Source organism: Sodalis praecaptivus, from assembly GCF_000517425.1.
Taxonomy (GTDB): Bacteria; Pseudomonadota; Gammaproteobacteria; order Enterobacterales; family Enterobacteriaceae; genus Sodalis_A; species Sodalis_A praecaptivus.
The window spans coordinates 1,065,985-1,092,470 of the sequence record NZ_CP006569.1 but is presented as its reverse complement, the minus strand read 5'-3'; the positions used below and the strand labels follow the sequence as shown (position 1 = coordinate 1,092,470).

Below are 26,486 nucleotides of genomic sequence, written 5' to 3'. Positions count from 1 at the left end.
GTGCGGCTCCTTAATGAAGATAACGCTGCGCCAGGCTGTCCAGCACCTGCCGCAGCGCGGGGCGATGATGCCCGCGAAAACCGGTAACGGGGGTAGCGCTCAACAACGCATCCACCACCGCATGCTCGGTGGCGTCGGCCGCCGCGGCCAGCAGTGGCTCCAGCGCATCATCCGCCGGCGGCCTGGGTAGGGGATCGGTTGAGAACGCCAGGGCGATATCGCCGGAACCGTGTCCCCAATAACTGCCGATGCGCCCTAGTCCCGCACCGGCGCGCCGGGCGATCCGTGATAGCTGGCGACCGTCGAGCGGCGCGTCGGTCGCCATGATAACGATTACCGAGCCGGCATCCTGCTGGGGCGCCAACTCCGGCAACAGCGGCGCGACGGCGGCCCCCAATTGAACGCCGTCCAGCGTCAGAGAGGAGAGCGTGCCGAAATTGGCCAACACCAGCACGCCCAGCGTGGCGTTTAACGACGAGCACCGCCGCGAAGCGCTGCCGATCCCCCCTTTTAGGCCGAAACAGCTCATGCCGCGCCCGGCGCCAACGCTGCCGCGCGCTATCTGTTCCGAAGCCTGGGACAGCGCCTGACGCGCCACCTCTTCAGTGACGGCCAGCGCCTGGATATCGTTAAGCCAGCCGTCGTTGCATTCCAGCGCCAGCGGGTTCACCGTCGGCAGCGTGCGGCCAAGTTCGGGGTTGCGCGCGATAGCCTCGCGCACAAGCGTAGTAAACAGCGTGCCGACAGCCAGGGTATTACTTAATAAAATCGGCGTTTGCAACAGCCCCAGCTCGGCAACCTGTACCAGCCCGACGGGCTTGGCAAAACCGTTCAACACCGCTGCGCCGCACGGCAGCGGTGCGGTAAAGAGATTGTCTCCCGGCGGCACGATAGCCGTCACGCCGGTCTGGATGTCCCCCGCGGCCAGCGTCGCATGGCCGACGGTAACCCCCGCCACATCGCTGATATCGTTACGAGCGCCGCAGGGCACGCGCGGCAGCGCCACCAGGCCGCTGTCGCGCCAGCGTCCCAGCAGCAGCCGCAGCTGCTGATGCAAATAATCGTCCATCGTCACGCCCCGCCGTTTGCGGTGAGTTGGGCGCCCGCCAACGGCACCCAGCTCACCTGACCCTGGCCATATTGCAAGTGCGGCGCCGCGTCCTGCGCGAGCCACAAAGGCCCATCCAAATCGACGAATTCCGCGTCAATTGCCACCGGCAACGCCGCCTCCATCGCCAGCGAGGAGCCCAGCATACAACCCACCATCACCCGCATGCCCTGTAACTTGGCTTCCGCCACCATCGCCAGCGCTTCGCTAAGGCCGCCGCACTTGTCCAGCTTAATATTGATCATGTCATAACGGCCGCGCAAACCGGCGATATCAACCGCGCTATGACAACTTTCATCGGCGCAAATCGGGATAGGATGCACGCAGCGCAGCAGATCGGCGTCCTGGCCGGCGGGCAGCGGTTGTTCAATCATGGCGATGCCGTAGGTCTGCAGCGCGGCGAACAAACTCGCCAGATCGACGCCGGCCCACGCCTCATTGGCATCGATAATCAACGTAGCGCGCGGCGCGCTGGCGCGAATAGCGGCGACTTTTTCCAGGATCTGCTGCCGGTCCAGTTTGATTTTCAGCAGCCGCGCGCCGCCGCCTACTGCCTCGGCCGCCGCGGACGCCATTGACGCCGCCGGCCCGAGGCTCAACGTTTGTGCACACACAATAGCGCCGGCGGCCGGCGGCGTGCGGCCCGTCAGTTGCCACAGCGACTGACCGCGCAGCGCCCCCTCAAGCCGCCACAGCGCGCAATCCAGCGCGTTGCGCGCCGAACCGGGCGGCAATAGGCGGCCGAGCTGCTGGCGGCTCAAACCGGTCTCAATCGCCGCGCGCAGCGTCTCCAACTGGCGGCATATGCCGTCGGGATACGCCTGATAGCGGGCGTTCGGACTGCACTCGCCGCTGGCGCTGACGCCGTCCTCCGTTAGCGTAACCCGCACGACCGGCACCGCGGTGCGCGCGCCGCGCGCAATAACAAACGGCCGCGCCAGCGGCAGCTCGAGCGTTTCAATCGTTAGCGTTCGCATGTCACCCTTGCTCCTGGAGCAGGCGAGCGATGCCCCCGATGCCAAAACGTACCGGATCGGTTGCCGGTACCCCGAATTGTTCACTCAGCCGGCGGCAATAGTCTCGCGCCTGCGCCTCGCCGGCGCCGGAGGTATTGAGCGCGAATCCTGCCAGCTTCACCCCGGGGCTGGTGACCGCCGCGGCGCGTAAATTGGCTTCGACACAGACCTCCAGCGTCACCATCGGTTGATGAGGGAGGTGGCGCATGTGGGGACGATCCATTTCGTGGCACATCACCAACCAGTGCGGTTGAGCGCCATGGAGCAAGCCCATGCTGACCCCGGCATAGGAAGGATGAAACAGCGACCCCTGCCCTTCAACAATATCCCAATGATCGGCATCATTGGCCGGCGACAGCGCCTCCGCGGCGCCAGCGATAAAATCGGCCACCACCGCGTCGATGGCAATCCCTTCTCCCGCCACCAGAATGCCGGTCTGGCCGGTGGCGCGGAAATCGGCTTTCATCCCGCGCTCGCGCATGGCCGCTTCCAGCGCCAGCGAGGTATACATTTTGCCCACCGAGCAGTCGGTACCCACCGTCAGCACCCGTTTACCGGCGCGGGGTTTCCCGCTGCCGACCGCCAGAGCCGGCCGCTGATGACGCACATCAAATAACCTGACGCCGTGCTGCTCCGCCAGCGTTGCCAAACCCGGCGTCGCGGACAGTTGCTCATGCAGGCCGCTGGCGATATTCATACCGGCGCGAATGGCCGAACGAACCGTTTCCAGCCAGTGCGGCGGCAGGAAACCGCCGGCGTTGGCGGTACCTAGCACCAGGGTGCGGGCGCCTCGCGCCGCGGCATCCTCGATGCCGATCTCCTCAAGGCCGAGGGAAACCGTGCAGCCTGGCAAACGCAACTGGCCAAGGCAGTGATCGGGACGCCACACTTGAATACCGCGGGCGGTTTTCGCCGCCAGCGGGTCGGTGACATCGCCGAGAAAAAGCAGATAGGGTTGCGGAATCAGCATAGCGGTACTCTCAATAAACTAAACCGACCTCCATCATTCCACCACATCTAGCGAAAAACGAATACCCGTTTAGCGGCAGGGTATAACCTTAGGCTATCCCCTGGCAGCCGCTCGCCGGCCTAAATCGCCCAAGACAAGACGTTAGCTCGGCGCAGGCACCCGCGCCGGGCTTGTTTAGGAAAAGAACCTTTCCTATAATCATGCCATGCGCAAAACCCCTGAATACATCGGCCCGGCCGGCACAGCGACAACGCGTCCGTCCACGGGCATTCCCCGGCCACCGGCGTCGGACGGGCGCGGCCGGCCGCGGCAATTCGATACCGAACAGGCGCTGGACCGGGCGATGCAGGTTTTCCGCGCCAAAGGCTTCCATGCCGCCTCCGTGGCCGACCTGGCCGCAGGCATGGGTTTGACCGTGGGGAGCATTTACAAAGCCTTTAACGATAAGCAGACGCTTTTTTTACAGGTGTTTGATCGCTATCTTTGCCAGCGGCGCGAACACACGCGCCAGGCGCTGGCCCAGGCGGTCACCGGACGCGACAAGGTGGCGGTGCTGCTGCAGGATTACGCCGCGCTCTCCCAAGGCGCTGAGGGTATTCGCGGCTGTCTGGTGGCCGGCAGCACGGCGCAATTATCCGCGCTGGAGGATGCGCTGGCGCGGCCGGTACGTCAGGCGTTGGACGCCAACCAAAGCCGCCTTGCGGCGTTTATCCGCCTGGGTCAGGAAGATGGCTCGGTGGATCCGGCGCTGAATGTGGAACATAGCGCCTTACTCATGCTGGCGGTGCTACAGGGGATGCGCGTGGTCGGCAAAGCCGGTCGGCAACATGAAGAGATGACGGCGGTCGCCGCGCTGGCGCTGCGTCTGCTGGACCCTCCCATGACGGCCCCTCCGGCTACAGCGCCTTGCTCAAAATGAGCAAAGGCGTATAGCGACTTTCGCGCTCGTAAGCGGTTTCACCGCTGACCGCCATCTGCTGGCTGAGGTAAAAAGCTTTGGCCTGGTGATTTTGCGGTAACACTTCCAGCCATAGCTGCGTTTGCCGAGCTTCTCTGGCCAGCATCTCCACCGCGCTAAACAGCGGCCTGCCGTACCCGCGCCCGGTAAATTCCCGCAGAAAATAGATCTTTTTCAATTGACCGCCGAGAGAGCCGGTATCCGGTCTCGGCATCTCACACAACAGCTTCGCCAGACCAACATCCTGGCCGTCAACGCTGGCTATCAGCCAGTGGCAATGTGGCTCTGCAAAGCTTTTCTCCAGCGATGGCGCCGCGAAATCATCCGCCAGAAAATCCGCCAGCGCCTGTTTCTGCGGCCAAAGATGGCCAAAATGTCCGATGTAACTCTCATAACCCAGCGCGGTCAGGGAATCGGCATCCTTGCGGCTGGCGAGGCGAATTTCCAGCATGATTTCGTCCAGTGATTGATGGGGAAGTCTCGGCCAGTCATCATAAAGGCAGGCGCGCCGGGATCCAATGGCGGCAACCTCAAAAGGTTATTGCCGGCAGCGCGGGAGAAAGGCGCTAGCGGTGTCGTCCCGCGCCCCTGGCGCAGCACCTCAAGCGCGGCCGAACGTTGCGCAACCCGGCGGCCAATTTCACGGGACTTGCTGCGGCGGGGCGCGTCGAGTCAGCACCATTAGCAGGCTGGCGACAATGCAGCCGCCGCCGACCCAACCCAGCGCCGTGAGATGTTCATTAAGCAACAGCGCCGCCAGCAGCGCGCCGAATAGCGGCTCGGTGCCCAGCAGGAGCGAGAGCCGCGAAGGCGAAGTACGGCCGGCGGCATAATTCTGCGCGAAAAAGGCAAACAGGGTGGCGAACAATGCCAGATACAAGGTGATCCCCCAAAACTGCCACGACGCGGGCAAGGGTGGCGGCTGTCGAAAAGTGAAGAGCAGCAGCAGCCAACTGCCGGCCGCGACGACCCCGGTCTGGACCGCGGTTAACGCCAGCGCCGGTACCGCCCGCTGCGCGGTCAGGCGCCGGGTATAACACACCAAACAGGCGCGCAACAGCGCGGCGGCTATCACCAGCCACTCCCCGCGTCCCAGGCGCAGCGCGCTTCCACCGCACAACCAATAAACGCCCAGCAACGACAGCAGCGCCGCCAGCATTAATCTTCCGTCGAGCCGTCCTCGACACACCAACCATTCCACCAACGGCGTAAAAATGACGAACAGGCTGATTAGAAAAGCCGCATTTCCGGCGCTGATAATCGCCACGCCCTGTGTTTCGCAAATAAATACCCCAAGCAGAATCAGCCCCAGCGGAAGCCCGGGACGCAGGGCCGTCAAGCCGGCGCCGCGCAGTTGCGGCACCAGCACCAGGAAGGTCAAGGTAAAGCGCAGCGCGATAAAACCCAGAACCGGATAAAATGCGAGCGCCTGTTTAGTGGCGGCATAGCTGCTGCCCCAAATAACCGCCACCAGCAACAGCATGGCATCGGCAAGCTGTGGCGCCGTACGGCTTTGGCGCGCTAACGCGATATTCAGCATTTCAACATCCGTAATCGATGATCTTTAGCAAGGGTTGCAGTATATTCTTTTGTTGCTCCGGCAATAATTACCGATAAATGCACAACACTTATTCCTTATGAGAACAAATCAACTTCTCCCCCTGCTGCCCAATATGGTGATCTTGGTTAAAGTGGTGGAAAAAGGCAGCTTCTCCGCCGCCGCCCGCGAATTAGGCACCACCGCCTCGGCGGTAAGCCGGCAGATAGCCAGACTGGAGCAGGCGCTGGGATTGCGGCTTTTGGAACGCAGCACGCGCCGCTTGCGCCTGAACGAGGCGGGTCATGAGGTATACCTGTGCTGTCAGCGGATCCTGTCCAGCGCCAGCGATGTGCTGGCGATTTCCGACAGCGCGATGTCCGCCCCGCAGGGGCAGGTGCGGCTAAGCGTGCCCAAGGCGCTGGGCAAATTCGTTATCGGCCCGTTAATCGGCCCTTTTTTGCAGCGTTATCCGCAGGTGGACGTTGCCTTACAGTTGACCGATAGCCTGCCGGATTTGTTGGCCAGCGACCTGGACATGCTTATTGCCATCGGCGACCGGCCGCCGGAGAATCTGGCGGGGCGGCCGCTGACATTTGTCCGGCAGTTGCTCTGCGCCACACCGCTTTACCTCAACCGGCGCGGCACGCCGCAACAGCCGGAGGATTTAGCGCAGCACGATTGTATTTGGCTGGGGGAAACGCCCGAGGATAACCGCTGGCGATTCCGCCAGGGTGAACAGCGGCGACAGGTCGAGGTGCACGGCCGTTTTGTGAGCAACCACAGCGAAGCGCGTATGGCGGTAGTCCTCGAGCATTTGGGCATTACCTGCCTGCCGCACTTTACCGCCGCCGCCGCGCTGGCGGAGGGGACGCTGGTGCCGGTATTGCCCCAATGGCGTTACGATGGCCCCTATCAAGGTATGGCCTGGGTGCTGTATCGCCCCAATCCCCAGTTGCCGCCCAAAATGCGGGTATTTATAGATTTTCTGGCGGCGGCCTTAGCCGATAACGCCGGCGACCGCTCTTCCTCGTCACCGGTGCCATAACCCTGTCCGGCGCCGACGAACGCAAGACGCCGGTGGGGATAAGCGGTCACGTCAATCGTTTTCCGGCCTAATCAACGCACAGGAAAAATGTGTTTATCACATTTCTTTGCGGGTAGACTTTATTCACCGCTGCCGCGCGTTTCGCTTACGCTACGGGAGACCGCTACGGTATTTTTTCCGCGCGTGAAAAGTGGTAGTCTTGAGGTTTAATTACTTGGTTAGAGTCATCTATGGCTTATCTCTATTTATTTGTTGCTATCATTGCGGAAGTCATTGCCACCTCGTCTATCAAAGCGTCGGCGGGCTTTAGCAAACTGGTGCCTTCTCTTTTAGTGATAATCGGTTACGCCATCTCGTTTACGCTGTTGTCGCTGGTCCTTAAAACCGTACCTGTCGGCATCGCTTATGCCAGTTGGTGCGGTTTAGGCATTGTTTTTGTCGCCATCGTAAGCTATTTCCTGTATGGGCAAAAATTGGATGCCGTGGCAATATGCGGTATTACCATGATTATCGCCGGCGTTTTGATTATTAATTTATTCTCCAAAACCGCCGGTCATTGATCAGCCTCATTATGTCTTAATTCAAGTAATAGAGAATATTTTTATGAAAACAACAAGCCAAGTTTCAGAGGATCATCAGATTAAGCTGCGCCCGTTGGAACGTGAAGATCTGCACTTTATTCATCAGCTCAATAATAATGAGATGATGATGCGCTACTGGTTTGAGGAGCCACATGAAGCCTATGTGGAGTTAAAAGATCTTTATCAGAAAAATATCCACAACATCAGCGAGCGGCGGTTCATTATCGATAAACTGGGCGTCAGCGTTGGGCTGGTCGAATTGGTGGATATCGATCATATCCACCGCCGCGCCGAATTTTCTATTCTGGTGGCGCCCGAGCACCAGGGAAAAGGCTATGCCAGTGTAGCGACTCATCTGGCGCTGAATTTCGGCTTTATGGTACTCAATCTGCATAAGCTGTATTTGATCGTTGATGAAGAGAACACCAAAGCCATCCATATCTATACCAAGTTGGGTTTCAAACAAGAAGGGGTTTTGTTGCAGGAATTTTTCATCAACGGCCAATACCGCAATACGCTGAGAATGTGCCTGTTCCAGCACGAATATCAGAATGCCCGCGCGACGGCGCTTGAGCAAAAACGCTAACTGGCCTCCGGGGCCAGCGCTGGAAAATGGCCGCACGCCAACGCACAACGGTACCTGGCGCATCAAAAAACCTGCCGCACGCCAACGCGCAACGGTACCTGGCGCTTCAAAAAAACCTGCCGCACGCCAACGCGCAACGGTACCTGGCGCATCATGAAACCCGCCGCACGCCAACGCGCAACGGTACCTGGCGCATCATGAAAAGACGCGGCGCGCGGCAGTCCTTAGGGATTAGAAGTTATACCCCACTAGCAGACAATACCCCCAGCCGGTAGAAGCACCGCTGAACGGCCCATCGCCAAAATCCAGCTGGCTGCCGTCGCGCCACTGGCCACCGTGGTGGAAATAGCGAGCGACCAGCGAGTAATGCAGATGGTCATAGGCCAGGGCCAAAATAGGGCTGGAGGCGATAGCATTATTGCTGCTTACACCGCCGGCGTTGGCGGCTAAATCGGAGCCAAAATCAAAATTGGCGAAACCGATATAACTTTGACCGCCACCCTATAATGTGGTGAGAGGATAGACATATTTTACTTTGACGCGATACCCGTCCCAGCTATTTTCATTGCTGGCGCCATAATTTTGCCACTGATATTTTGCGTAAATATTCAATGACAGCGCCAGATCGCTGTGGGTAGCGATATCGGTGCCGACCCCCCTATACCAACTACTTTGACGGGACGCGGCACTGCGGCCCATATCGTACATGTCATTATTGGCGAAGAACCACTCTTGAAAGGCCCCATACTGAGATCGGACCCCGTCAGTTTGTCGATGGAGAAACGGGGCTTTATTTCCATGAACAACGGCGACCCTTTATCCCAAAGACCGCGATCGGCGCCATTACCGACGCCAAATGACTTAGGTATATCCAGATAACCCTAAAAGTCAAACCACTGTTTGCGGGTCAACCCCTCATATTCCAGATAAACGTCATTATTTAGCTGCGGAACGAAGCGGGTATGATAGCTACCGACAACGTTTAGGCTCTGGTGCCACCAATCAGAAAGAGATTGATCGCTATGGTTACCGTTACCCGCCACCGCTGAGAAGCCACAGGTTAAGGCGAAAAGTGCCCCCACCGCTTTTTTTTATTTTCATATTATCGCCAGAAATAAAAACCATCCCAAAACAACCGAGAGTATTGAACATATAATATATTGGTGAAACGTTTCAAAAGAGGAATCATCGTAATATCAGTCGGTCCTAACTCGAAACACCTTTAGCGGCTTCTCGCCGCCGTGTTTTTCCTGACGAAATAAGCTTTTAATCCAGCGTTGTCAATCTCTTTCCCGATAACCGTTTACGGTTCAGCATTACCCTGAAATTAATTGTCTTTTAAGACAAAATCACCAGAATATATCGCAGCTAAAATAACCAGAATGGACCATTATGCTTCATCCGGCTTGCCGCTTAGTAGGCTATTTGGCGCGGAAATAACCTGATTATCAATACCGCGCTACTTAACCGCGAATTGTTCGCGGTTAACCGCCGTCCCCGTTGCGGATAACCCTTCTGAGGCCATGCCGGAACCGCGAAAGAGAGAGCCGTGTCACCGTTTCGCCTTGCCGAATTCGTCCGCGAGAATGACCGGCCCAACGTCACCGACCGCCTCCCCCTGTCCTCTGGCCAGCCAGAGGAAGGCTATCGGCCGGACATCCTCTGCGCCGGCAACGTTAACAGTGAATTATTGCCAATTAGCGCTGGAGGCGCTCCTTATAACGCTGTTTGATGCGTGTCTTAAGCGCGGCATTGGCGCGGTTAGCCGGAGTGAAATGCCTTTTGGCGTCTACGCATGTCCTTGAGTAACGGGGGATTGCCCTACCGCATCGCGATCACTTCGCGTGCTAACAACAGCATAGACGCACCAAGAGCTTTCACCTATGATGCCTGTTCATCTATTATCGAGCCACGCTCATTCGGCCCGCGCAGGGCGCCGTTACAGGAGTTTTGTCATGTCAGACGTTGCAGCGAGTTCCCGTATTTTCACCACCCATGTTGGTAGCCTGCCGCGCCCGGTTGCCTTGCTGGATCTGATGAAAGCCAATATAGATGGCCAGGATAATCAGGCAGAGCTGGATAGCGCCATTCGTCAGGCCGTCAGCCAGTCCGTCGAGGAACAGGTGGCGGACGGCATCGATATTGTCACCGACGGCGAACAATCCAAGACCGGTTTCTTTTCCTACGTCCGTGAGCGCATTGAAGGTTTTGAACCTCGGCCGGGCGCGGGCTATGCGGCGTTTGATGCCGAAGTTGAAGCGTTTCCTGAGTACTATAAACACTATTTCGGCGAAGCGATGCTGGGCGGCAATTTGACGCCGTTCGTGCCGGTGGCCTGTACCGGCCCGGTCCGCTATGTAGGCCTGCCGCAGCTGCAACGGGATATCGACAATCTGAAGCTGGCACTAACGACGACCGCCTGTCAGGGAGCGTTTTTACCCTCGGTGGCGCCGACCGGCGTGGGCAGCAATGAATTTTACCGCAGTGAAGAAGAGTATCTGAGCGCCGTTGCGGACGCGCTGCGCGTAGAGTATCAAACCATCATCGACGCCGGCTTCAGCGTACAAATCGATGACCCCTTCCTGCCGGATTTATTTGCCGATCGCCAACTGGACAATGCGGCTATCCATCGTAAGGCCAATGCCTATATTGAGATCCTGAACCATGCGCTGCGCGGCCTGCCGCAGGACAAAATCCGCTACCATACCTGCTACAGCATCAATGAGGGTCCGCGTATCCACGACGTCCCGTTCATTGAGTTCGTCCGCTTCATGTTGCGCATTAACGCCAGCGACTACTCATTCGAGGCGGGCAATGTACGCCATGAACACGAATACCACCTTTGGGAACAGGTTAAACTGCCGGAAGGGAAACGCCTGATCCCGGGCGTTATCTGCCATGCGAGCAACACCGTGGAGCATCCTGAGCTTATCGCAGAGCGACTGGTTCGTTTCGCGGAACGTGTGGGCCGGGACAACGTGATAGCCGGCGTCGACTGCGGTTTCTCCTCCCAAGCCACCTACCGTACGGAAGTGCATCCGACGGTTATCCGCGAGAAGTTTCGAGCGCTGCGCGCCGGCGCGGCGCTGGCCAGCGAGCGGCTGTGGCGCGGTTGATGCCGCGGGCGAGCGCGTCGAGCCGGCCAATAAACGCTGCCCGCGTCGGTTGACACAGCGGACGGCCGGCCACCTTGCTCGTTACCGTCGCCGCCGGCCCAAAGCGCGGCGTGTCAGGCGACCACCATCGATGATTTGCTATTCACCAGTTCAAATAACACCACGGTACGTGATGGGCAGGTGTAGTGGTGGCCGAAATCAAAGGTGTGCTCGCTGATATCATCCGGCTGAAAGGTATCGAAGATATGGCGCCAGCCGCGGCCGTGCGCCACCTCCGGCAGGGTGAACACCACGTCTTCGTGCGAGGCGCTGAACAGCAGCAGCACGGTACTTTGTGACCCCACCCGCAGCAGCCCCGTCGGCTGTGAACGCCCGTCCAGCAACATACCGATACTTTTTAAGTGAGCATCGCCCCACGTCGCTTCATTCATCTCCTCGCCGCCGGGCTGAAACCAGGTGACATCTTTGATGTTCAGCTTCTCGTTCAGCTTACCGGTGAAGAAGCGGCCGCGGTGCAGGATGGGGAAACGCTTACGCAGCGCAATAAGCCGGTAGGTAAACAGGATAAGCGATTGGCCTTTGTCGTTGATATTCCAGTCGACCCAGCTGATTTCGCTGTCCTGGCAATAGCCGTTATTGTTGCCCTGCTGGGTACGGGCAAACTCATCGCCCGCCAGCAGCATCGGCGTGCCCTGGGAAAACATCAGGGTCGCTAGCATATTGCGCATTTGCCGCAATCGCAGCGCATTTATCGCCGGGTCGTCGGTCAAACCTTCCGCGCCATAATTGGCGGAAATATTTTCGCTATGTCCGTCGCGATTATCCTCGCCGTTGGCCTCATTATGCTTGTGTTCATAGGAGACGATATCGTTGAGGGTGAAGCCATCATGCGCGGTAATGAAATTGACCGAGGCGTGCGGCTTGCGGCCGCGGTGATTAAAAATATCGGCCGAGCCCGCCAGTCGGGTGGTGAATTCCGCCAGTTGCCCCTCATCGCCGCGCCAGAATTTCCGCACCGAATCACGATAACGATCGTTCCATTCGGCCCAGCCCGGCGGAAAACCGCCTACTTGATATCCGCCCGGGCCGCAGTCCCAGGGCTCCGCTATCAGCTTGCATTGGCTGAGGATAGGATCCTGGCGACAAGTATCCAGAAAGCCGCAGCCTTCGTCAAAACCGTAGCTTTCACGGCCGAGGATTGTCGCCAAATCGAAACGGAAACCGTCAATTTGCATCTCCGTCGCCCAATAGCGTAGAGAGTCGGTCACCATTTGCAGCACGCGCGGATGACTCAAATTCAGCGTATTGCCGGTACCCGTATCGTTAATGTAATAGCGCTTTTCTTCGGGAAACAGGCGGTAATAGCTGGCGTTGTCGATCCCCTTTAGCGACAAAGTCGGCCCCAGTTCATTCCCTTCGGCGGTGTGGTTATACACGACATCCAGAATGACTTCGATGCCGGCGGCGTGCAGGGTGGCTATCATCTGCTTGAATTCGTTAACGGTTGAGGTGGCCATATATTTGGGGTGCGGCGCGAAAAAGCCGAGGGTGTTGTACCCCCAAAAATTGTGTAGCCCTTTCTCCTGTAGATGGCGGTCATCGACGAAGGCGTGGATCGGCATCAGTTCAATGGCGGAGACGCCAAGCGTCTTTATATAGTCGACAATTTGCGGCACGCTCAGCGCGGAAAAGGTGCCGCGTAAATGCTCAGGCACCGCCGGATGACGCATGGTATAACCGCGCACGTGCGTTTCATACACCAGGGTTTTTTCCCACGGAATGAAGTTCTTACCGTTGATGGGCCAGGAGAACGCCGGATCAATTACCCGGCATTTCGGCATAAACGGCGCGCTGTCGCGCTCGTCCAGAGTCAAATCTTTGTCTTCACTGGCGATGTCATAGGCAAACAGGGCATCGTCCCATTGCAGTTCGCCCCAGATTTGTTTCGCGTAGGGGTCTAGCAGCAGCTTGGCCGGATTAAAGCGATGCCCCTGCTCCGGCTCAAACGGGCCATGTACCCGGTAACCGTACAGCAGCCCCGGACGCGCGTCGGGCAAATAACCGTGCCATACCTCATCGGTATATTCCGGTAATTCAATTCGGTCATACTCTTCGCCGTCCTCATTAAATAAGCACAGTTCCACGCGCGTCGCATGAGCGGAAAAAATAGCGAAATTGACCCCCAGGCCATCCCAGGTTGCCCCGAGCGGAACCGGTTTCCCCTCTCTCACGCGAGTGGTACGGCCGGCATCCAAATGTTTGACGATGTCATTATCGGTATTGGGGTGGGCAATGTGGACACCTTTACCATCCAACAGCACTTCTACTTGATTATCTACCTTGCTCGCCATTGTTGTCGTGGCGGTAGGTATGATTTCCTCACGTTTTTTTGACGATCCCTTGGCCATCTTTAGTCACCCCTGAGACGAATAAAAGTAATGTCCGTTCGCTTCTGCCAAGATCGCCGACGGCGATCCGGCCCTTGAGAAGTTACCTTCTCCTGCCGGTGTATCCTTGCGTAAGTGGCCTCACCCCCATAGCTAACGCCGACGCAGGCGCGGTCGGTGAAAGCATACCGCCCGCTTGAATCACGCCCGCTACAGGCGACGCGCCACGGCGGCGTCACCCTACTCGCGCCTGGCGTCGCTGATGCCGGCGGCCTCACCGCCTACCTTCGCCGGCGCCGCCCGCGCCCGGCGTTAAACGTAAGTGTTTTGTCATAGGCGTTATGACACAGAAGACCGCGTCTGACTTGGGATACCGCGTCCGACTCGGAATACCGGATCCAGGCTTGGGCACCCCATTCGCCTCGGAATACCGGGTCCAGGCATGGGCGCCCCATTCACCTCGGAATACCGGATCCAGGCTTGGGTACCGCGTCGCGTCGGGACACCGCACCCGCGTATGGGGTACCGCAGCTGACTTAAGACACCGCCCCTGGCCTGTATATAAGCTCTGAGTGTAGTCGCCTTTGGAGGTTATGCCAGAGCCGCGACATAAGCTTGACCGTGGTGCCTCACTGCCGGCGATGGCGCTCAATTGCAGGCTCTGCGCCCGCGGCGCCGGATAATCTGCCCCGTCAGCGCGGGCGTCTCGCCGTGGCGCATAAGCGCAGACAGCCAAGGGGGGTGCGGTTTCATTTTTCGCGGAATCGGTTAACCTGTAATGATTATCGTGCGTGACGTTTCGCCGCCACAGCGGATTATCCTTAACCAGGGAGCAACAATGGAGATTAACAAAGACACCCAGCTGTGCATGTCATTGGCCGGACGCCCGGGCAATTTTGGCACGCGTTTTCATAATTATCTTTATCAGCATATGGGGTTGAATTATCTGTACAAGGCATTCACTACCCAAGACATTGCCGCCGCCGTCGGCGGGGTGCGCGCGCTGGGTATTCGCGGCTGCGCGGTGTCCATGCCGTTCAAAGAAAGCTGTATTCCTTATCTGGATGAGCTGGATCCGTCGGCGCAGGCCATCGAATCGGTTAACACTATCGTCAACACTAACGGGCAGTTAAAAGCCTACAATACGGATTTTATCGCCGTGGAGCGGCTGATTGCCCAGCATCAGGTGGATCCGCGGCTTTCCTTTGCCCTGCGCGGCAGCGGTGGGATGGCCAAAGCCGTCGCCGGCGCATTGCATCATGCGGGGTTTCGCGACGGCGTGATCGTCGCACGCAACGAACGTGCCGGACGCCATCTGGCAGAGTTATATGGCTATCGCTGGCAGCGGGATGAGCATGGCCTACAGGCGGGTATGCTGGTCAACGTTACGCCGCTCGGCATGGCGGGCGGCGCGGACATCGATACGCTTGCTTTCAGCCGCACGCTTATCGCCGCCGCCAACGTGGTATTCGACGTCGTGGCAATGCCGGCTGAAACGCCGCTGATCCAAGCCGCGCGCGCCCTGCAAAAACCGGTTATTACCGGTGCCGAGGTGGTGGCAATCCAGGCGCTGGAACAATTTGTTCTCTACACCGGCGTACGCCCAGACCCGGATCTGGTCGCCCGCGCCGCCGCGCACGCCGCCGGCTAAGGTCGGAGGAAGGACGCCGGCATGTCCTTTCTGAAATAAGGGGGCGTCGATGTTGCCGGCGTGCCCGCGCGTGATGGTCAATTAGCGTCGATGGCGCCGGCAGGCGCTTTCTGACATTCAATGGGTGCCGGTAATGCCGGCGTGCCCACTCTGGCATTCAGCAGGCGCCTGCCGGACCGCGTATGACGCGCCGCTGCAAGCGCTTTACGCTATCAGAATGCCCTGCCGGGGGCATTGGCCGCCATTGCCCATCAGGGCGCGATAGCCTAAATGGTGCTGCATCTGCACTGTTGGTGCGCATAGTGTCGCACCCCGCCGTATCATCCACTGATTAGAAATCAGTTAATCCATTGATAGTTAGCCCCTTTAACGCCATCCGTCAGTTGGCATAATCCTTGCTTTTAATTAGTTAATTAATTAACAGTACTCTTTACGCCCTGTACGGGCGACCGTGATGCCCGTGCGGGGGTCTCTCCGACGACCCGAGCACGGTTTCCCCCTACTGCACTTGGAGAACATGATGACCATTGACGAGGTGATAGCGCGTTTTGAGCAAGAGCGCGAAAAAATCTGGTTCGATCAGCCAGACGAAGTGAAGGCGCTGGGCCAGGGAATTGTGCCGCGCGGCACCGGTTCGCGCGGTCAATATCTGAGCACCATTATCTTTGCCGAAGGCGAGGCGCGCACCATGGCGGATGAAATGCTGTGGGGGCTTATTCGGGTAGCGGAAGATACCGACGCCGATCTGAAAACCCTGCAATCGCTCATCAAAGAGATCATTGGCTACAAAGCGGACTTTTTTGATTTTGTCAGCCTGCCCCATGCGGCAAGTCTGATTCACCTCTATGTCGACACCGCCTGTCGCTGCACCACGCTAGAAGAGTTGTGCCGCCTCTCCCATGCCGCCCTTTCTTATGCAAACCGTTTGCATATGTGGGTGGATTTTATCCTGCCCTGGGGACTGGGTGACGGTTTCCGCCGGGTTAAATCGGCCTAACTTTCCTTTTCACGCTTTTACGAATACGGGTACCACCATGAAATTGCGAATGAACGTTGCCGGTGAACCGGTTTGCCTTATAGAAGTTTGGGAAGATAAAGTGCCCAACCTGGCGCGGGAACTGCGGGCAAAATTGCCGATGAAAAGCGTATTGCAGCACGGCAAGCTGATTGGCGATATGGTGTTTTTCACCATGCCGATTGTCGCGCCCTGGGAAAATAAATATAAAACCGAAGAGGTGGGCAAACTGCGCCGCGAGAAATACGGTAAAGCCACGGGCTCGGTGTGTTTTTACAGTCCGCGGCAGCAATTTTGCGTCGTTTACGGCGACGACACCGCCGAAGAGCCGCTGCCGATTTCCTACATCGGCGAGGTCGTTGAAGGGTCGTTGCAACTGCGCGTCACCGGATTGGAAACCTGGTTTGATCAGGGCCGGGTGGTCGAGCTGGAGATTGTCGATTAGTACGCCACCCGCCGGGCCGGGGGGGATGCCACTCCCGGTCCGGCGGAGCAATACCGCCTCGCCTCATGCCGCCAGCAGGTCGGCCATAGCCCGACAGATAAACGCGCTTTCCGCCGGCAGCCGGCCCGGCGCGCCGGCGCAATGACCAAACGGTGACGCCAGCGGGCGCCATTCCCCCCGCGGCAACAAGCCGCATTCCATCTCTGCCTCTTCCAGCGTGAAATAGCTGTCGGTGGTACAGGGCATGACAATGGTCCTGGCGCTAATCGCCGCCATCGCCGCGTCGAAATCACCGCTAAAATGGGCATTATCGGCGATATTTGCCGTCTGCCAGCTATGCAGCATGCACAACAGATCATTGGCGTCGCGCCCTTGATGATCCTGCTCCCAATAGTGCAACAGCGCCTCGCGGGTCGGGAAATTTAACTGCCGGTAGAGATGCTGGCGATAAAACGCGGCGGAATAGGCCCACCCCGCATAGCAGCGGCCGAAGGCGGCCAACCCCTGCAGCGGCGGGCGGGTATAACTCCCCTGCTGGAATAGCGGGTCCGTCTGCAGGGCCGCGGCGATGCCCGAGAGAAATACCTGATTCAGCGGCCAGCATTTGGCGCTACCGCACACCGCCAGTAATGCGCCGACCGCATCGGGATACAGCGCGGCCCACTGATACCCCTGCATCGCCCCCATCGACCAGCCGGCGACCAGCGCCAGTCTGTCGATTTGCCAATGATCAAAGATAAGCCGGTGCTGCGCCCGCACGTTATCCAGAAGCGTCACCGCCGGGAAGCGCCTGCCCTGCTGCGGCCCGGGATGGCTGGGGGAGCTGGAGACACCGTTGCCAAACAGATTGGTGCAAATAATGAAATACCGGGCCGGATCGAGCACCTGCCCTGTACCGATAAGCGCGTCCCAACCGCGATGGTCGCCCGCATACCAGGACGGCAGTAAAATAGCATTATCACGCCGGCGGTTAAGACGGCCATAGGTCACATAACTCAGCCGGGCGTGTTGCAGCCGCTCGCCGCTGTGCAGAATAAAATCCCCTAGCTCACAATGTTGAGTGTCCTGCATCATTGCCCCTCGCGCACCGCACCCGCGGTGATTAATTAATCAGATAGTTAACTTGTTGCCAATTTCACGTCTATGGTACTATTTATCCGTCGGGGCGCCGAAACAGCGCCTTGTTAGTCCAAGCCGCGCACGGCTTAGGAATCCTGTTTTCCTGACCCACGCTTGCTCGTTTAAAAACAGGCTCTCTGAGCCGGAAAGGATTATGAAAACTCGCGCTACCAAGACCGCAATGACGCCCGCCGCCACCGTAAAGGCAAAAAAAAACCAGCCGGGGGATGTGGCGACGACCCTGCTTAATTGCGCACTGGAATTGTTCGCCCGGCAAAATTACTCATCCGTCAGAATTAAAGATATTGCCGACGCCACGGGCCATAATTCAGCTCTGATTTATTACTACTTTGGTTCCAAGGAAAACCTTTTTCTCAAAGTCATTGAATCTACAGTAGAAAAAGCCTTCGAGCAGTTCGAGGCTATCAAACACGACGCCCGCGATTCGCAACAAGTGCTGTTTCTTTGGATCCAGATACATATCATGCAGTTTTATTTGCTGCAAAAGCTGGCCAAAATCAGCCTGGATTATGCCGGCACCCACGGCCGTACCCCGCAAATCGATAAAGCCATTAAAAAGTTTTATGAAAAAGAGTCGGTGGTGCTGAAAAATACCCTCACCGACGGCATACAGGCCGGAGTATTTCGCGAGGTGAACCCCGCCGATATGGCGATGTTTATTTCCACCTACCTCGATGGGGTGTTATTCCGCACGGTCATGTTTCCTAAATTTAAATACAAACATGCCATCAATTGCATGCGCGAGTTTGTCTTTGAACATCTGGCGGTCAAGCCGGCATAAACGGCAGGTCAGTCCTGCAGTTCGATAACAATTTCCGGCGACCGGGCGCGCGAACAGCACAGCAATATCCGGTCGTTTTGTTGTTTTTCCGCTGGCGTCAAATAATTATCGCGGTGGTCAGGAGTACCGCGCACCACCCGCGCCTGACAGGTACCGCAGACGCCGATGCCGCAGGCGGTCTCGGTCTCGATGCCGGCCAGGCTTAGCGCCTCGACGATAGTCTGCTCCCCCGTGACCGCGACCCGTTGCCCCGACGGGTGCAGTTGCACTATAAACGTCCCCGCCTGCGCCAGCGCCGGCGGCGTGAACAGCTCATAATGCAGATCCTCGTCGGCGACGCCGTGTCGCGCGCAGACATCCCGTACCTGCGCGGTAAACGGCTGCGATCCGCAGAGATAAATCGCGCTGCGCCCCACGTGCCGCAGCCAGCGCGCCAGTAGCCCGCGCGGATCCGCCGGCGCTTGGTGGTGCACGCTGATCGCCGGCGCAATCTCACGCCACGTCTCCTGTAGGTCGAAAGCGCTGAGGGTGTCCGGGCGGCCGAAATAATGCAGCCGGTAAGGGCGCCCCTGACGTGCCAGGGTCAGCGCCATCGGCAACAGCGGCGTGATGCCGATACCTCCCGCCAGCAGCAGCGCCGGATAGGGCTGTGGTTGCAGCGCGAACAGCGTCACCGGCGCACCGATGGCGAGGATCTGACCCGGCATGACCTGCTGGCGCAGATACTCCCCGGCGCCGCGGGAGTGCCGGGTGACCAGCACCGCCAACCGGTAGTGGTGCCGCTGCGCGGGATCGCCGCACAACGAGTAATGGCGCAACAGCGAGGCGCTCAGGCGGACCGCGATATGCGCGCCGGCACGCCAGGCCGGCAGCGGCTGACCGTCCGGCCGCGCCAGGGTCAAAACGATAACCCCGGTGCCCTCATCCCGCTTTTCGGTGACCACCACCTCCATGAACGGCTGTTCATTCATCGTTCTGCTCCGCAAACCGGCGGCGCGCGCCCTCAGGGCGGCGTTTCGCCTTAAAAAATCGTGCTATAGCGCTCGATTTCCCACTGGCTGACATGCAGGTGGTAGTGATTCCACTCTTGCAGTTTGTATTTGACGAATTCATCCTTAAGCGCTTTACCGAGCGTCGCCTCGACGAAAGGATCGCTATCGAACGCCTCCACCGCTTCCAGCAGATTTTGCGGCAGAAAATCAATGCCCCGCGCCTGACGCTCCTGTTCGCTGATGGCATACAAATTGTCTTCGTTCGGCTCGCGCGGGTCTATCTTGTCGCGTATCCCCTCCAGCCCGGCCGCCAGCGCCAGCGCCGCCGCCAGATAGGGATTGACCGCGCCGTCGGCGTTGCGCGATTCGCAGCGGCCGCCGCCGGCCGGTACCCGTACCGAGTTGGTGCGGTTATTGGATCCATAGGAGTTGAATACCGGCGCCCAAGAGAAATAATTCATCGCGCCCTGGCGCACCAGCCGTTTATAACTGTTCACCGTGGGGGCGAAGGCAGCACAAAGCGCGCGCCCGTGGCGCAGCAGGCCGCCGATAAAGTAATACCCCGTTTGAGATAGCCCCAGCCCGCGCGGATCCTGCGCGGATTGAAAAATATTCTCGCCGCTGGCCTTATCAAACAACGACATATTAAAGTGCGCGCCGGTACCGGTTTTATTTGCGAAGGGTTTCGGCATCATGGTCGCCACCAGCCCTAATTCCCGGGCATAGTGCTTGGCCATGAAACGGAAGAAAATAAAGCGATCGCAACTGGTCAGGGCATCGGCGTATTTGAAATCAAACTCAAATTGCGAGTTGCCATCCTCGTGATCCAGCGAGTAGAGATCCCAACCCAGCTGGTTAATGGTGGAAGAGACTTTGTCGAGCCAGGCAAACTGGCCGACAAACCCCTGCAAATCGTAGCAGGGTTTATTAAGCTTATTGTCCGCATCCGGCACCGTCAGTCCGCCGTCCTGCTCGCGTTTAAGCAAATAGATCTCGCACTCGATCCCCAAATTAAAGCCAAAGCCCATCGCCTCGGCCTGCGCCAGCACGTTTTTCAGCGCCACCCGCGTACTGAGGGGATAGGGTTCGCCCTGAAAGGCATTATCGGCCGGCATCCAGGCGATTTTCGGCTCCCAGGGCAGTTGGATTATGCCGTCCAGATCCGGAATCGAGGTCAGTTCATCTTCGTTAGGCAGTTGGCCCAGGCCATCAAGGGCATAGCCGGTATAGCGCTCCGACCCGGCCGCCATTTGACGGAAATGGCCAATCGGCACCACTTTGCCTTTCGGCACGCCGTGAATATCCACATAGGCGCCCATGCAATACTCCACGCCCTGCTGCTGTAATTGTTGTTCCAGTTCGGTTATCTGCTGTTCGGTCTTTTTCATCATCTGCTCTGCCATAGGCGGTGAAACCCGCCGCATCATGAATGTTCAACGATCGGGTGAGGGATATAGGGCGCTTCCAGCATTGCGATTTCCTCGCGGCTCAGCGTCAGTTCCGTGGCGCTGAGCGCGTCTTCCAAATGCTGTAGGGCCGTGACGCCGACCACCGGCGCCACCACCGCAGGCTTGCTGTAAAGCCAGGCCAGCGCAACCTGCGCCTGCGGGATACCGCGCTGCGTCGCCACCTCGGTCACCGCCTGGATAACCTGCCGGTCCGCCTGCTCGGTCGCCGCGTAGAGAAACTCCGCATAGGCATCGCCGGCCCCGCGCGCCGTGGCGGCGGTCTGCTGCCACGGCCGCGCCAAACGGCCGCGCGCCAGCGGGCTCCAGGGCGTGACGCCGATGCCTTGCGCCTGGCATAACCCCATCATTTCCCGCTCTTCTTCGCGGTACAAAAGATTGAGGTGGTTTTGCATGGCGATAAACGGCGTCCAACCGTTAGCCCGCGCGACGTGCAGCGCTTGGCAAAATTGCCAGGCATACATCGAAGAGGCGCCGAGATAGCGTACCTTGCCCATCTTTACCAAATCGTGCAGCGCTTCCAGCGTCTCCTCCAGGGGCGTGTCGTAATCCCAGCGATGAATTTCATACAGATCGATGTAATCGGTATTCAGCCGTTTTAGACTGGCATCGATCTCGGTCATGATGCATTTGCGGGATAATCCTTTGCTGTTGGGCCCCTTGCGCATCGGGTTATAGACCTTGGAGGTAATCACCACCTCCTCCCGACGGGCGAAATCTTTCAGCGCCCGCCCCAGCACGACCTCGCTCTCGCCTCCCGAATACACATTGGCGGTATCGAAAAAGTTGATACCGCTCTCCAGCGCCTTTTGGATAAAGGGACGGCTTTGCCGTTCATCCAGCGTCCAGCCATAGCCGCTCTTTTCCGGCGAGGCATAGGTGAGGCAGCCCAAACAGATAGCCGAAACCTCCAGCCCCGAGCGCCCGAGTTTTACCATTTTCATTGCCGTTTCCTTACTGTTAAGCAGAGGACAAACGCCGTGTGCCAAACCCGCGCGACTATAAACGGCGGCGCAAATAGTTGGCCAAATGCCACACGGTAGTTTCCAGATGACCAAGCCGGCCCGGCCGCGCCATGCGCGAGCGGCTGCCGATTTTCTGCGCCGCATTGATGCCCAAATCCTCGTCAATAATGCCCAGGCTGCCGTTCTTCATTTCAGCCGCCGTGGCGGCAAAGTCCGGCTGCGCGGCGGAGGCTTTGGACACCAGCACCAGCCGATGCCAACGTGTCGTATGGCGATCCTCCGGCAGCAAGGTACTGATACTTAAGCGATCAGGATTCAACCCGATAAGACAGGTGGGGTAAATCAGCATCAAATCAATTTGCCGCATATCCTGCTCGCTGAAGCCGCTCAGCGGGATAAGGCCGGGGGTCAGGACTTCCGAAATAGCGCCGTTTTTGCGCAGCGGCTGATGACACAGCGTCCACCCCGGGCCATCTTCGCCGATATAGCTCAAGCGCCCCGGGAAACTGTCCTCCAGCGTGGTGCGGTGCACGGCGGAGTGGTGATAGCACTCCATAAACGTTTCCACCGCCATTTTCCAGTTGAACGGGCAGTCATAGTCGAGGGTGTAGGCGGTATGCAAATCGGCCACCTGGTATTTGTCCAACAGGGCGTTAAGAGGACGCAATCGATCGGCTATCGACTCGACGCTGTCGGAAAAGGTGATGAAAATCATACCGTGCACGATTTCACTGCGGATCTGCGGCAGCGAGCAGCTGTGGCGGTCGAACTCCGCCGCCTGATTCATATACGGCGTCCCGATCAATTGGCCGCCGGTATCATAGGTCCAGTTATGGAACGGGCACACCAGCGCTTTGGCATTGCCTTCGCCGGTCACCACCGGCACCCAGCGGTGCAGGCACACCGACGACATCACGCGTACCTGCTGCTGATGGCGGATCACGACCAGCGGCTCTTTGACGATGTTAAGCGTAAAGTAATCCCCTTCCTGCGGGATCTGCGAAACATGCCCGACGAACAGCCAATCGGCGCGAAAGACTTTTTCCATCTCATAGTCAAAAAAGGCTTCGCTATTATAGGCTTCTGCCGGTAAGGTCGAGGCGTAGGCGGCCTCTTCCGATTGTTGGCGCTTAATCGTTTCTATAATGGCTGCGCATTCATCCGTAACACAATCGATACGCTGCGAAATATCTGGCATAGCGGCCTCCTGTAATAACAGCGTGTTCAGTTTGATGAATAAGCGTTAAATCACGCGGCGGCGTAATTAACGGTGACGCTTCCGAGCTCTTTTTCCAATAACGGTATGACCTGCTGACCGAATTTTTCCAACGATCGTCTGGCGTCGGCGATAGGCATATCGCCAAACTGGAAAAAGCAGTTGTAATGGGAAGGATTAATTTCCCGGACTTCACGAATAATACGTTCCGCCACCAGATGCGCATCGCCAATAATTAAATTATCCCTGACCACCTCGGCGGCGGGCTCATCTTGCAACGGCGGCGCATCGATAAAGCCGGCGGCGGTTTTGATCCGGCTATCGTGCAGCGCGGCAATCATTCTGGCGACGAACAAGGCCCGTTCAGCGGCCTTCAGTGCCGCTTGATGACTGTCGGTGACATGAATATATTGCTGTACCGCAACCGGCATCTGCGCATCCAGACCGGCCTCGCCCCAGCTGTTACGCGCATCGCGCACCATCTCGCCCAGACGCACCGAGCCGCGCCACCCCGCGGTCATAAAGGGCGTCGCCCCCAGGGGCGCGAAGCGTTTAAGTACCTGCGGCTGCGTGGTGGTGAGATACAGCGGCGGTAGCGGCTGCTGCAAAGGGGTTAGTAGGAAATCGGTTTCCACCTGCTCCCCCTGCCAGGACGGCGACACGGTGCGGCCGTGCGTCAGCGCGCGTTCGATAAAGTCCCAGTGCGATAGCAGTAGCGCGTTGCGCTGGGTAACATCTCGCCGGTAACGCTCGAATTCATAAGCCTGATAGCCACTGCCGATGCCCAGCACCAGCCGCCCTTCCAGCAGGCGATCCACCAGCGCAATTTCCTGCGCCAGGCGCATCGGCTCATAGAGCGGTAGGACGATAACCGCCGTTCCCAGCCGAATGCGCCGGCTGTAGCCCGCCATATGGGCGGCCATCAGCAGCGGCGAGACGCTGATCGAATAGTTGGTGAAGTGGTGCTCGGCAAACCAGGCGGTGGCAAAGCCGATCTCCTCCGCCAGGGACACCATACTGCGCGTATCCTGAATAACGCCCTGGATCCCCCGCGCATTGTCTTTATAAGACATTAAATTAAACAGTCCTAATTTCATGCCAGCTCCAGGTAAGCAAAAGGGCAATTGTGCCGGCTGGCGCTATTGCCAGCCGTGGGAATTTGACGGCAAGTGAGATTCAGCCACGCAGCACCTGGCCGACAATAATGCCTCTCGCCGGCGTAGCGAGTTCGGCCGTTATTCTGCGCATCAGTCTCTTCACCCGCTCGACATTCCGGCGTAAATTTCTCTACTCGACGTCGGTTCGCGGCATCAATACGTATTTCCGACGTCACATTGCCGGCATCAGTGTGTATTTACAATGTAACGTTGCCGGCCCAATGCCTATTTCCGACGTAACGTTGCCGGCATCAAGACGTATTTCCGTTGTAACGTTTCCGGCATCAAGACGTATTTCCAACGTAACGTTGCCGGCATCAATGCGTGTTTCCAACGTAATGCTGCCGGCGTAAACGCGATTGGCTAAGAGGACGTCTTGCCCGCTGCCCCGCTTAACCTGCGCGCATCGAGCGCCCGACCTTATTTTCCCCGGCGCCTCGCGCGCGGCTGTTTTATTATTCCCGGCGGATCACGCCCGGCGGGGTTTATATCGGCTGACGTCAGGCCGAGGCGTCGCGTTGGCTGCGGCGAAAGTATTTCTCGATGCGCGATTGTAGGGCGCTTAACAGCGTCGTGGCCGCCAAATACCAAATACAGCAAACGATAAGTAGAGGGATATTCTCAAACGTTCGCGAATAAATGGACTGGGCGGAATAAAGCAGATCGGAAAGTGAAATCACGCTCACCAGCGAGGTGGTTTTCAACATTCCGATCACCTGATTGCCGGTAGGCGGAATAATGAACGGCACCGCCTGCGGCAGCACAACCCGACGCAGCCACAGTCCCTGCTTCATCCCCAGCGCGCGCGCCGCTTCTTGCTGGCCGCTGTCGACGGACGACATGCCGCCGCGGATGATTTCCGCCATATAGGCCGCTTCATTGAGTCCGAGTCCCAGGATCGCCGCCGTATAAGGGGTAATTAAATCGTTCATACTGCCCTGATACAGCGTAAACAGGTGCGGAATACCAAGGGTGACCTGGGGATAAAGCGCCGCCAGGTTGTACCAGAAAATCAGTTGCACCAGCACCGGCGTGCCGCGGAAAAACCAAATGTAGCCGCCGCTGCACCAGGCGAGAAGCGGGTTACTGGCCAGCCGCATGGCGGCAATCGCCACCCCGAGCACAATCGCCAGCAGCATGATGACCACCGTCAGCCACAGGGTAACCCACAAACCGCTTAAGATGATGGGAGAGAATAAATAGCGTCCCACCACCGGCCAGGCAAAATTGTCATTCATCACCACCGAGTGGATCATCAGTATCAGCAGCAGCGCGAATACGCCGGTCGTTACCCAGCGCCCCGGGTAACGCTTCGCTACCACCGTCATGGCGTCGTGCGGATACGGCGTGGCGGCAGAGCGGTCATCCCGTCCGGAACGGCTGACGCGATAGGACTGATTATCTGTCATGGGGTCTCTCTTCAACATCAGGAGCATAATGAGCCAAGATAATTAATTAATCAGTTAATTAACAATATGCTCTTACCAAACGCGACTGTCAACAGCGATAGAACGAAAATTTAATCGTACGATTAATATTAATTCCATACAATTCAGCCAATTAGATCGCGTTCACGAAGACAAATATTTTGCCAGAAATGCTCGGGTGCGCGGATGCTGCGGCGCGCGGAACAAGTCTTCAGGCGAGCGCTGCTCGATAATTGATCCATTGTCCATAAAGGCCACCCTATCGCCCACCTCACGGGCGAAGTCCATTTCGTGCGTGACCACGACCATCGTCATCCCCTGCTTCGCCAGATCTTTCATCACGTCCAGCACCTCCCCTACCAGCTCCGGATCCAGTGCGCTGGTCGGTTCATCGAACAGCATCAGGCTGGGTTTCATCGCCAGGGCGCGCGCGATCGCCACCCGCTGCTGCTGGCCGCCCGACAGGCGCGACGGATAGGCATCCAGCCGATGCGACAGGCCGACACGATCAAGCAGCGCTTTGCCTTGCTCCACCGCCTCGGCGCGGGCCATACCCCGCACCCGGATCGGCGCTTCAGTCACGTTCTCCAGCGCCGTCATATGACCAAACAGATTAAAACGCTGGAACACCATGCCAATCCCGGCGCGGCGTCGGGCGATCTCCGCTTCATTCAACTCATAGAGTTTGTCGCCGGCCTGCCGGTAGCCCATCAGTTCCCCGTCCACATACAGGGCGCCGCCGTCGATTTTTTCCAAGTGATTGATGCAGCGCAGGAAAGTGGATTTTCCGGAACCGGAAGGCCCTATCAGACAGACCACCTCCCCGCGCTGCACCGTCATGTCCACCCCTTTCAGAATTTCGTTGCCGTGAAACCGCTTTATCACTTGATAGGCGGCCACCGATGGTGTCGCTGTTCCCGTCAT

23 protein-coding genes and 1 pseudogene are annotated in these 26,486 nt (G+C 58.2%); 9 read left to right on the top strand and 15 right to left on the bottom strand.

Features of this window, described 5'->3' with window-relative positions:
- Window positions 1–10: 10 nt before the first annotated feature.
- From SANT_RS04915 to dgcN, 3 genes are read right to left on the bottom strand one after another with little or no spacing between them, the layout of a single operon-like run.
- On the bottom strand, window positions 11–1,069 hold the full coding sequence (locus tag SANT_RS04915) for a P1 family peptidase (RefSeq protein ID WP_025421187.1): 1,059 nt from the start codon (window positions 1,067–1,069) through the stop codon (window positions 11–13).
- Between the two features lie 2 nt (window positions 1,070–1,071).
- The gene (dgcA, locus tag SANT_RS04910) at window positions 1,072–2,085 is read right to left on the bottom strand and encodes an N-acetyl-D-Glu racemase DgcA (RefSeq protein ID WP_025421186.1); all 1,014 of its coding nucleotides are present in this window, start codon (window positions 2,083–2,085) and stop codon (window positions 1,072–1,074) included.
- Window position 2,086: 1 nt separating this feature from the next.
- Window positions 2,087–3,094 (bottom strand): N-acetyltransferase DgcN, encoded by a 1,008-nt coding sequence (gene dgcN, locus SANT_RS04905; RefSeq protein ID WP_025421185.1) that lies wholly within the window; start codon window positions 3,092–3,094, stop codon window positions 2,087–2,089.
- Window positions 3,095–3,299: 205 nt separating this feature from the next.
- Here dgcN and SANT_RS04900 point away from each other — a divergent pair, with 205 nt between their 5' ends.
- Entirely contained in the window at window positions 3,300–4,013 is a 714-nt protein-coding gene (locus SANT_RS04900; protein ID WP_025421184.1) for a TetR/AcrR family transcriptional regulator, read from the top strand.
- Here the strand turns inward: SANT_RS04900 and SANT_RS04895 are convergent.
- Both SANT_RS04895 and SANT_RS04890 read right to left on the bottom strand, forming a co-directional pair.
- Window positions 3,991–4,503, bottom strand: coding sequence for a GNAT family N-acetyltransferase (locus SANT_RS04895; protein ID WP_025421183.1), 513 nt, complete (start codon window positions 4,501–4,503; stop codon window positions 3,991–3,993). The genes SANT_RS04900 and SANT_RS04895 overlap by 23 nt on opposite strands.
- Before the next feature lie 189 nt (window positions 4,504–4,692).
- Entirely contained in the window at window positions 4,693–5,592 is a 900-nt protein-coding gene (locus SANT_RS04890; protein ID WP_051440110.1) for a DMT family transporter, read from the bottom strand.
- Between the two features lie 97 nt (window positions 5,593–5,689).
- Between SANT_RS04890 and SANT_RS04885 the strand changes: the two genes are divergently transcribed.
- The 3 genes from SANT_RS04885 to speG all read left to right on the top strand — a co-directional run bounded on the left by SANT_RS04885 (window position 5,690) and on the right by speG (window position 7,804).
- Window positions 5,690–6,637 (top strand): LysR family transcriptional regulator, encoded by a 948-nt coding sequence (locus SANT_RS04885; RefSeq protein WP_025421181.1) that lies wholly within the window; start codon window positions 5,690–5,692, stop codon window positions 6,635–6,637.
- A gap of 230 nt (window positions 6,638–6,867) precedes the next feature.
- Window positions 6,868–7,197 carry a DMT family transporter gene (locus SANT_RS04880; protein WP_025421180.1) on the top strand — a complete coding sequence of 110 codons (330 nt, stop codon included), beginning with the start codon at window positions 6,868–6,870 and terminating at the stop codon, window positions 7,195–7,197.
- A 43-nt stretch (window positions 7,198–7,240) separates the two neighbouring features.
- A complete protein-coding gene (gene speG / locus SANT_RS04875) occupies window positions 7,241–7,804 on the top strand; it encodes a spermidine N1-acetyltransferase (RefSeq protein WP_025421179.1) in 564 nt (187 codons plus the stop codon).
- Window positions 7,805–8,035: 231 nt separating this feature from the next.
- Here speG and SANT_RS04870 read toward each other — a convergent pair.
- Window positions 8,036–8,847: pseudogene (locus tag SANT_RS04870) on the bottom strand (nucleoside-specific channel-forming protein Tsx).
- A gap of 912 nt (window positions 8,848–9,759) precedes the next feature.
- Between SANT_RS04870 and SANT_RS04865 the strand changes: the two are divergent.
- Window positions 9,760–10,920 (top strand): cobalamin-independent methionine synthase II family protein, encoded by a 1,161-nt coding sequence (locus SANT_RS04865; RefSeq protein ID WP_025421176.1) that lies wholly within the window; start codon window positions 9,760–9,762, stop codon window positions 10,918–10,920.
- 113 nt (window positions 10,921–11,033) lie between these two features.
- Here SANT_RS04865 and glgX read toward each other — a convergent pair whose 3' ends face one another.
- Entirely contained in the window at window positions 11,034–13,271 is a 2,238-nt protein-coding gene (glgX, locus tag SANT_RS04860) for a glycogen debranching protein GlgX (protein WP_237234651.1), read from the bottom strand.
- Between the two features lie 874 nt (window positions 13,272–14,145).
- Here glgX and SANT_RS04855 point away from each other — a divergent pair.
- From SANT_RS04855 to SANT_RS04845, 3 genes are all read left to right on the top strand, one after another.
- Window positions 14,146–14,958, top strand: coding sequence for a shikimate 5-dehydrogenase (locus SANT_RS04855; RefSeq protein ID WP_025421174.1), 813 nt, complete (start codon window positions 14,146–14,148; stop codon window positions 14,956–14,958).
- A 517-nt stretch (window positions 14,959–15,475) separates the two neighbouring features.
- Window positions 15,476–15,955 carry a hypothetical protein gene (locus tag SANT_RS04850; protein WP_237234650.1) on the top strand — a complete coding sequence of 160 codons (480 nt, stop codon included), beginning with the start codon at window positions 15,476–15,478 and terminating at the stop codon, window positions 15,953–15,955.
- Between the two features lie 49 nt (window positions 15,956–16,004).
- Window positions 16,005–16,418 (top strand): hypothetical protein, encoded by a 414-nt coding sequence (locus SANT_RS04845; RefSeq protein ID WP_237234649.1) that lies wholly within the window; start codon window positions 16,005–16,007, stop codon window positions 16,416–16,418.
- 63 nt (window positions 16,419–16,481) lie between these two features.
- On the opposite strand, the gene SANT_RS04840 is transcribed toward SANT_RS04845, so the two are convergent.
- On the bottom strand, window positions 16,482–17,492 hold the full coding sequence (locus tag SANT_RS04840; protein ID WP_038668215.1) for an alpha/beta fold hydrolase: 1,011 nt from the start codon (window positions 17,490–17,492) through the stop codon (window positions 16,482–16,484).
- A gap of 199 nt (window positions 17,493–17,691) precedes the next feature.
- Between SANT_RS04840 and SANT_RS04835 the strand changes: the two genes are divergently transcribed.
- Window positions 17,692–18,339: a TetR/AcrR family transcriptional regulator gene (locus tag SANT_RS04835; protein ID WP_025421170.1), complete on the top strand. Its 648-nt coding sequence runs from the start codon at window positions 17,692–17,694 to the stop codon at window positions 18,337–18,339.
- A gap of 8 nt (window positions 18,340–18,347) precedes the next feature.
- On the opposite strand, the gene SANT_RS04830 is transcribed toward SANT_RS04835, so the two are convergent.
- The 7 genes from SANT_RS04830 to SANT_RS04800 all read right to left on the bottom strand — a co-directional run bounded on the left by SANT_RS04830 (window position 18,348) and on the right by SANT_RS04800 (window position 26,486).
- Window positions 18,348–19,310, bottom strand: coding sequence for a PDR/VanB family oxidoreductase (locus tag SANT_RS04830; RefSeq protein WP_025421169.1), 963 nt, complete (start codon window positions 19,308–19,310; stop codon window positions 18,348–18,350).
- 50 nt (window positions 19,311–19,360) lie between these two features.
- Window positions 19,361–20,722 carry a type III glutamate--ammonia ligase gene (gene glnT, locus SANT_RS04825; RefSeq protein WP_237234648.1) on the bottom strand — a complete coding sequence of 454 codons (1,362 nt, stop codon included), beginning with the start codon at window positions 20,720–20,722 and terminating at the stop codon, window positions 19,361–19,363.
- A gap of 32 nt (window positions 20,723–20,754) precedes the next feature.
- Window positions 20,755–21,741 (bottom strand): aldo/keto reductase, encoded by a 987-nt coding sequence (locus SANT_RS04820; RefSeq protein WP_025421167.1) that lies wholly within the window; start codon window positions 21,739–21,741, stop codon window positions 20,755–20,757.
- Window positions 21,742–21,796: 55 nt separating this feature from the next.
- On the bottom strand, window positions 21,797–22,960 hold the full coding sequence (locus tag SANT_RS04815) for an aromatic ring-hydroxylating oxygenase subunit alpha (protein ID WP_025421166.1): 1,164 nt from the start codon (window positions 22,958–22,960) through the stop codon (window positions 21,797–21,799).
- A gap of 50 nt (window positions 22,961–23,010) precedes the next feature.
- Window positions 23,011–24,075 carry an LLM class flavin-dependent oxidoreductase gene (locus SANT_RS04810; protein WP_025421165.1) on the bottom strand — a complete coding sequence of 355 codons (1,065 nt, stop codon included), beginning with the start codon at window positions 24,073–24,075 and terminating at the stop codon, window positions 23,011–23,013.
- Window positions 24,076–24,635: 560 nt separating this feature from the next.
- A complete protein-coding gene (locus tag SANT_RS04805) occupies window positions 24,636–25,544 on the bottom strand; it encodes an amino acid ABC transporter permease (RefSeq protein WP_025421164.1) in 909 nt (302 codons plus the stop codon).
- A 162-nt stretch (window positions 25,545–25,706) separates the two neighbouring features.
- On the bottom strand, window positions 25,707–26,486 hold the full coding sequence (locus tag SANT_RS04800; RefSeq protein ID WP_025421163.1) for an amino acid ABC transporter ATP-binding protein: 780 nt from the start codon (window positions 26,484–26,486) through the stop codon (window positions 25,707–25,709).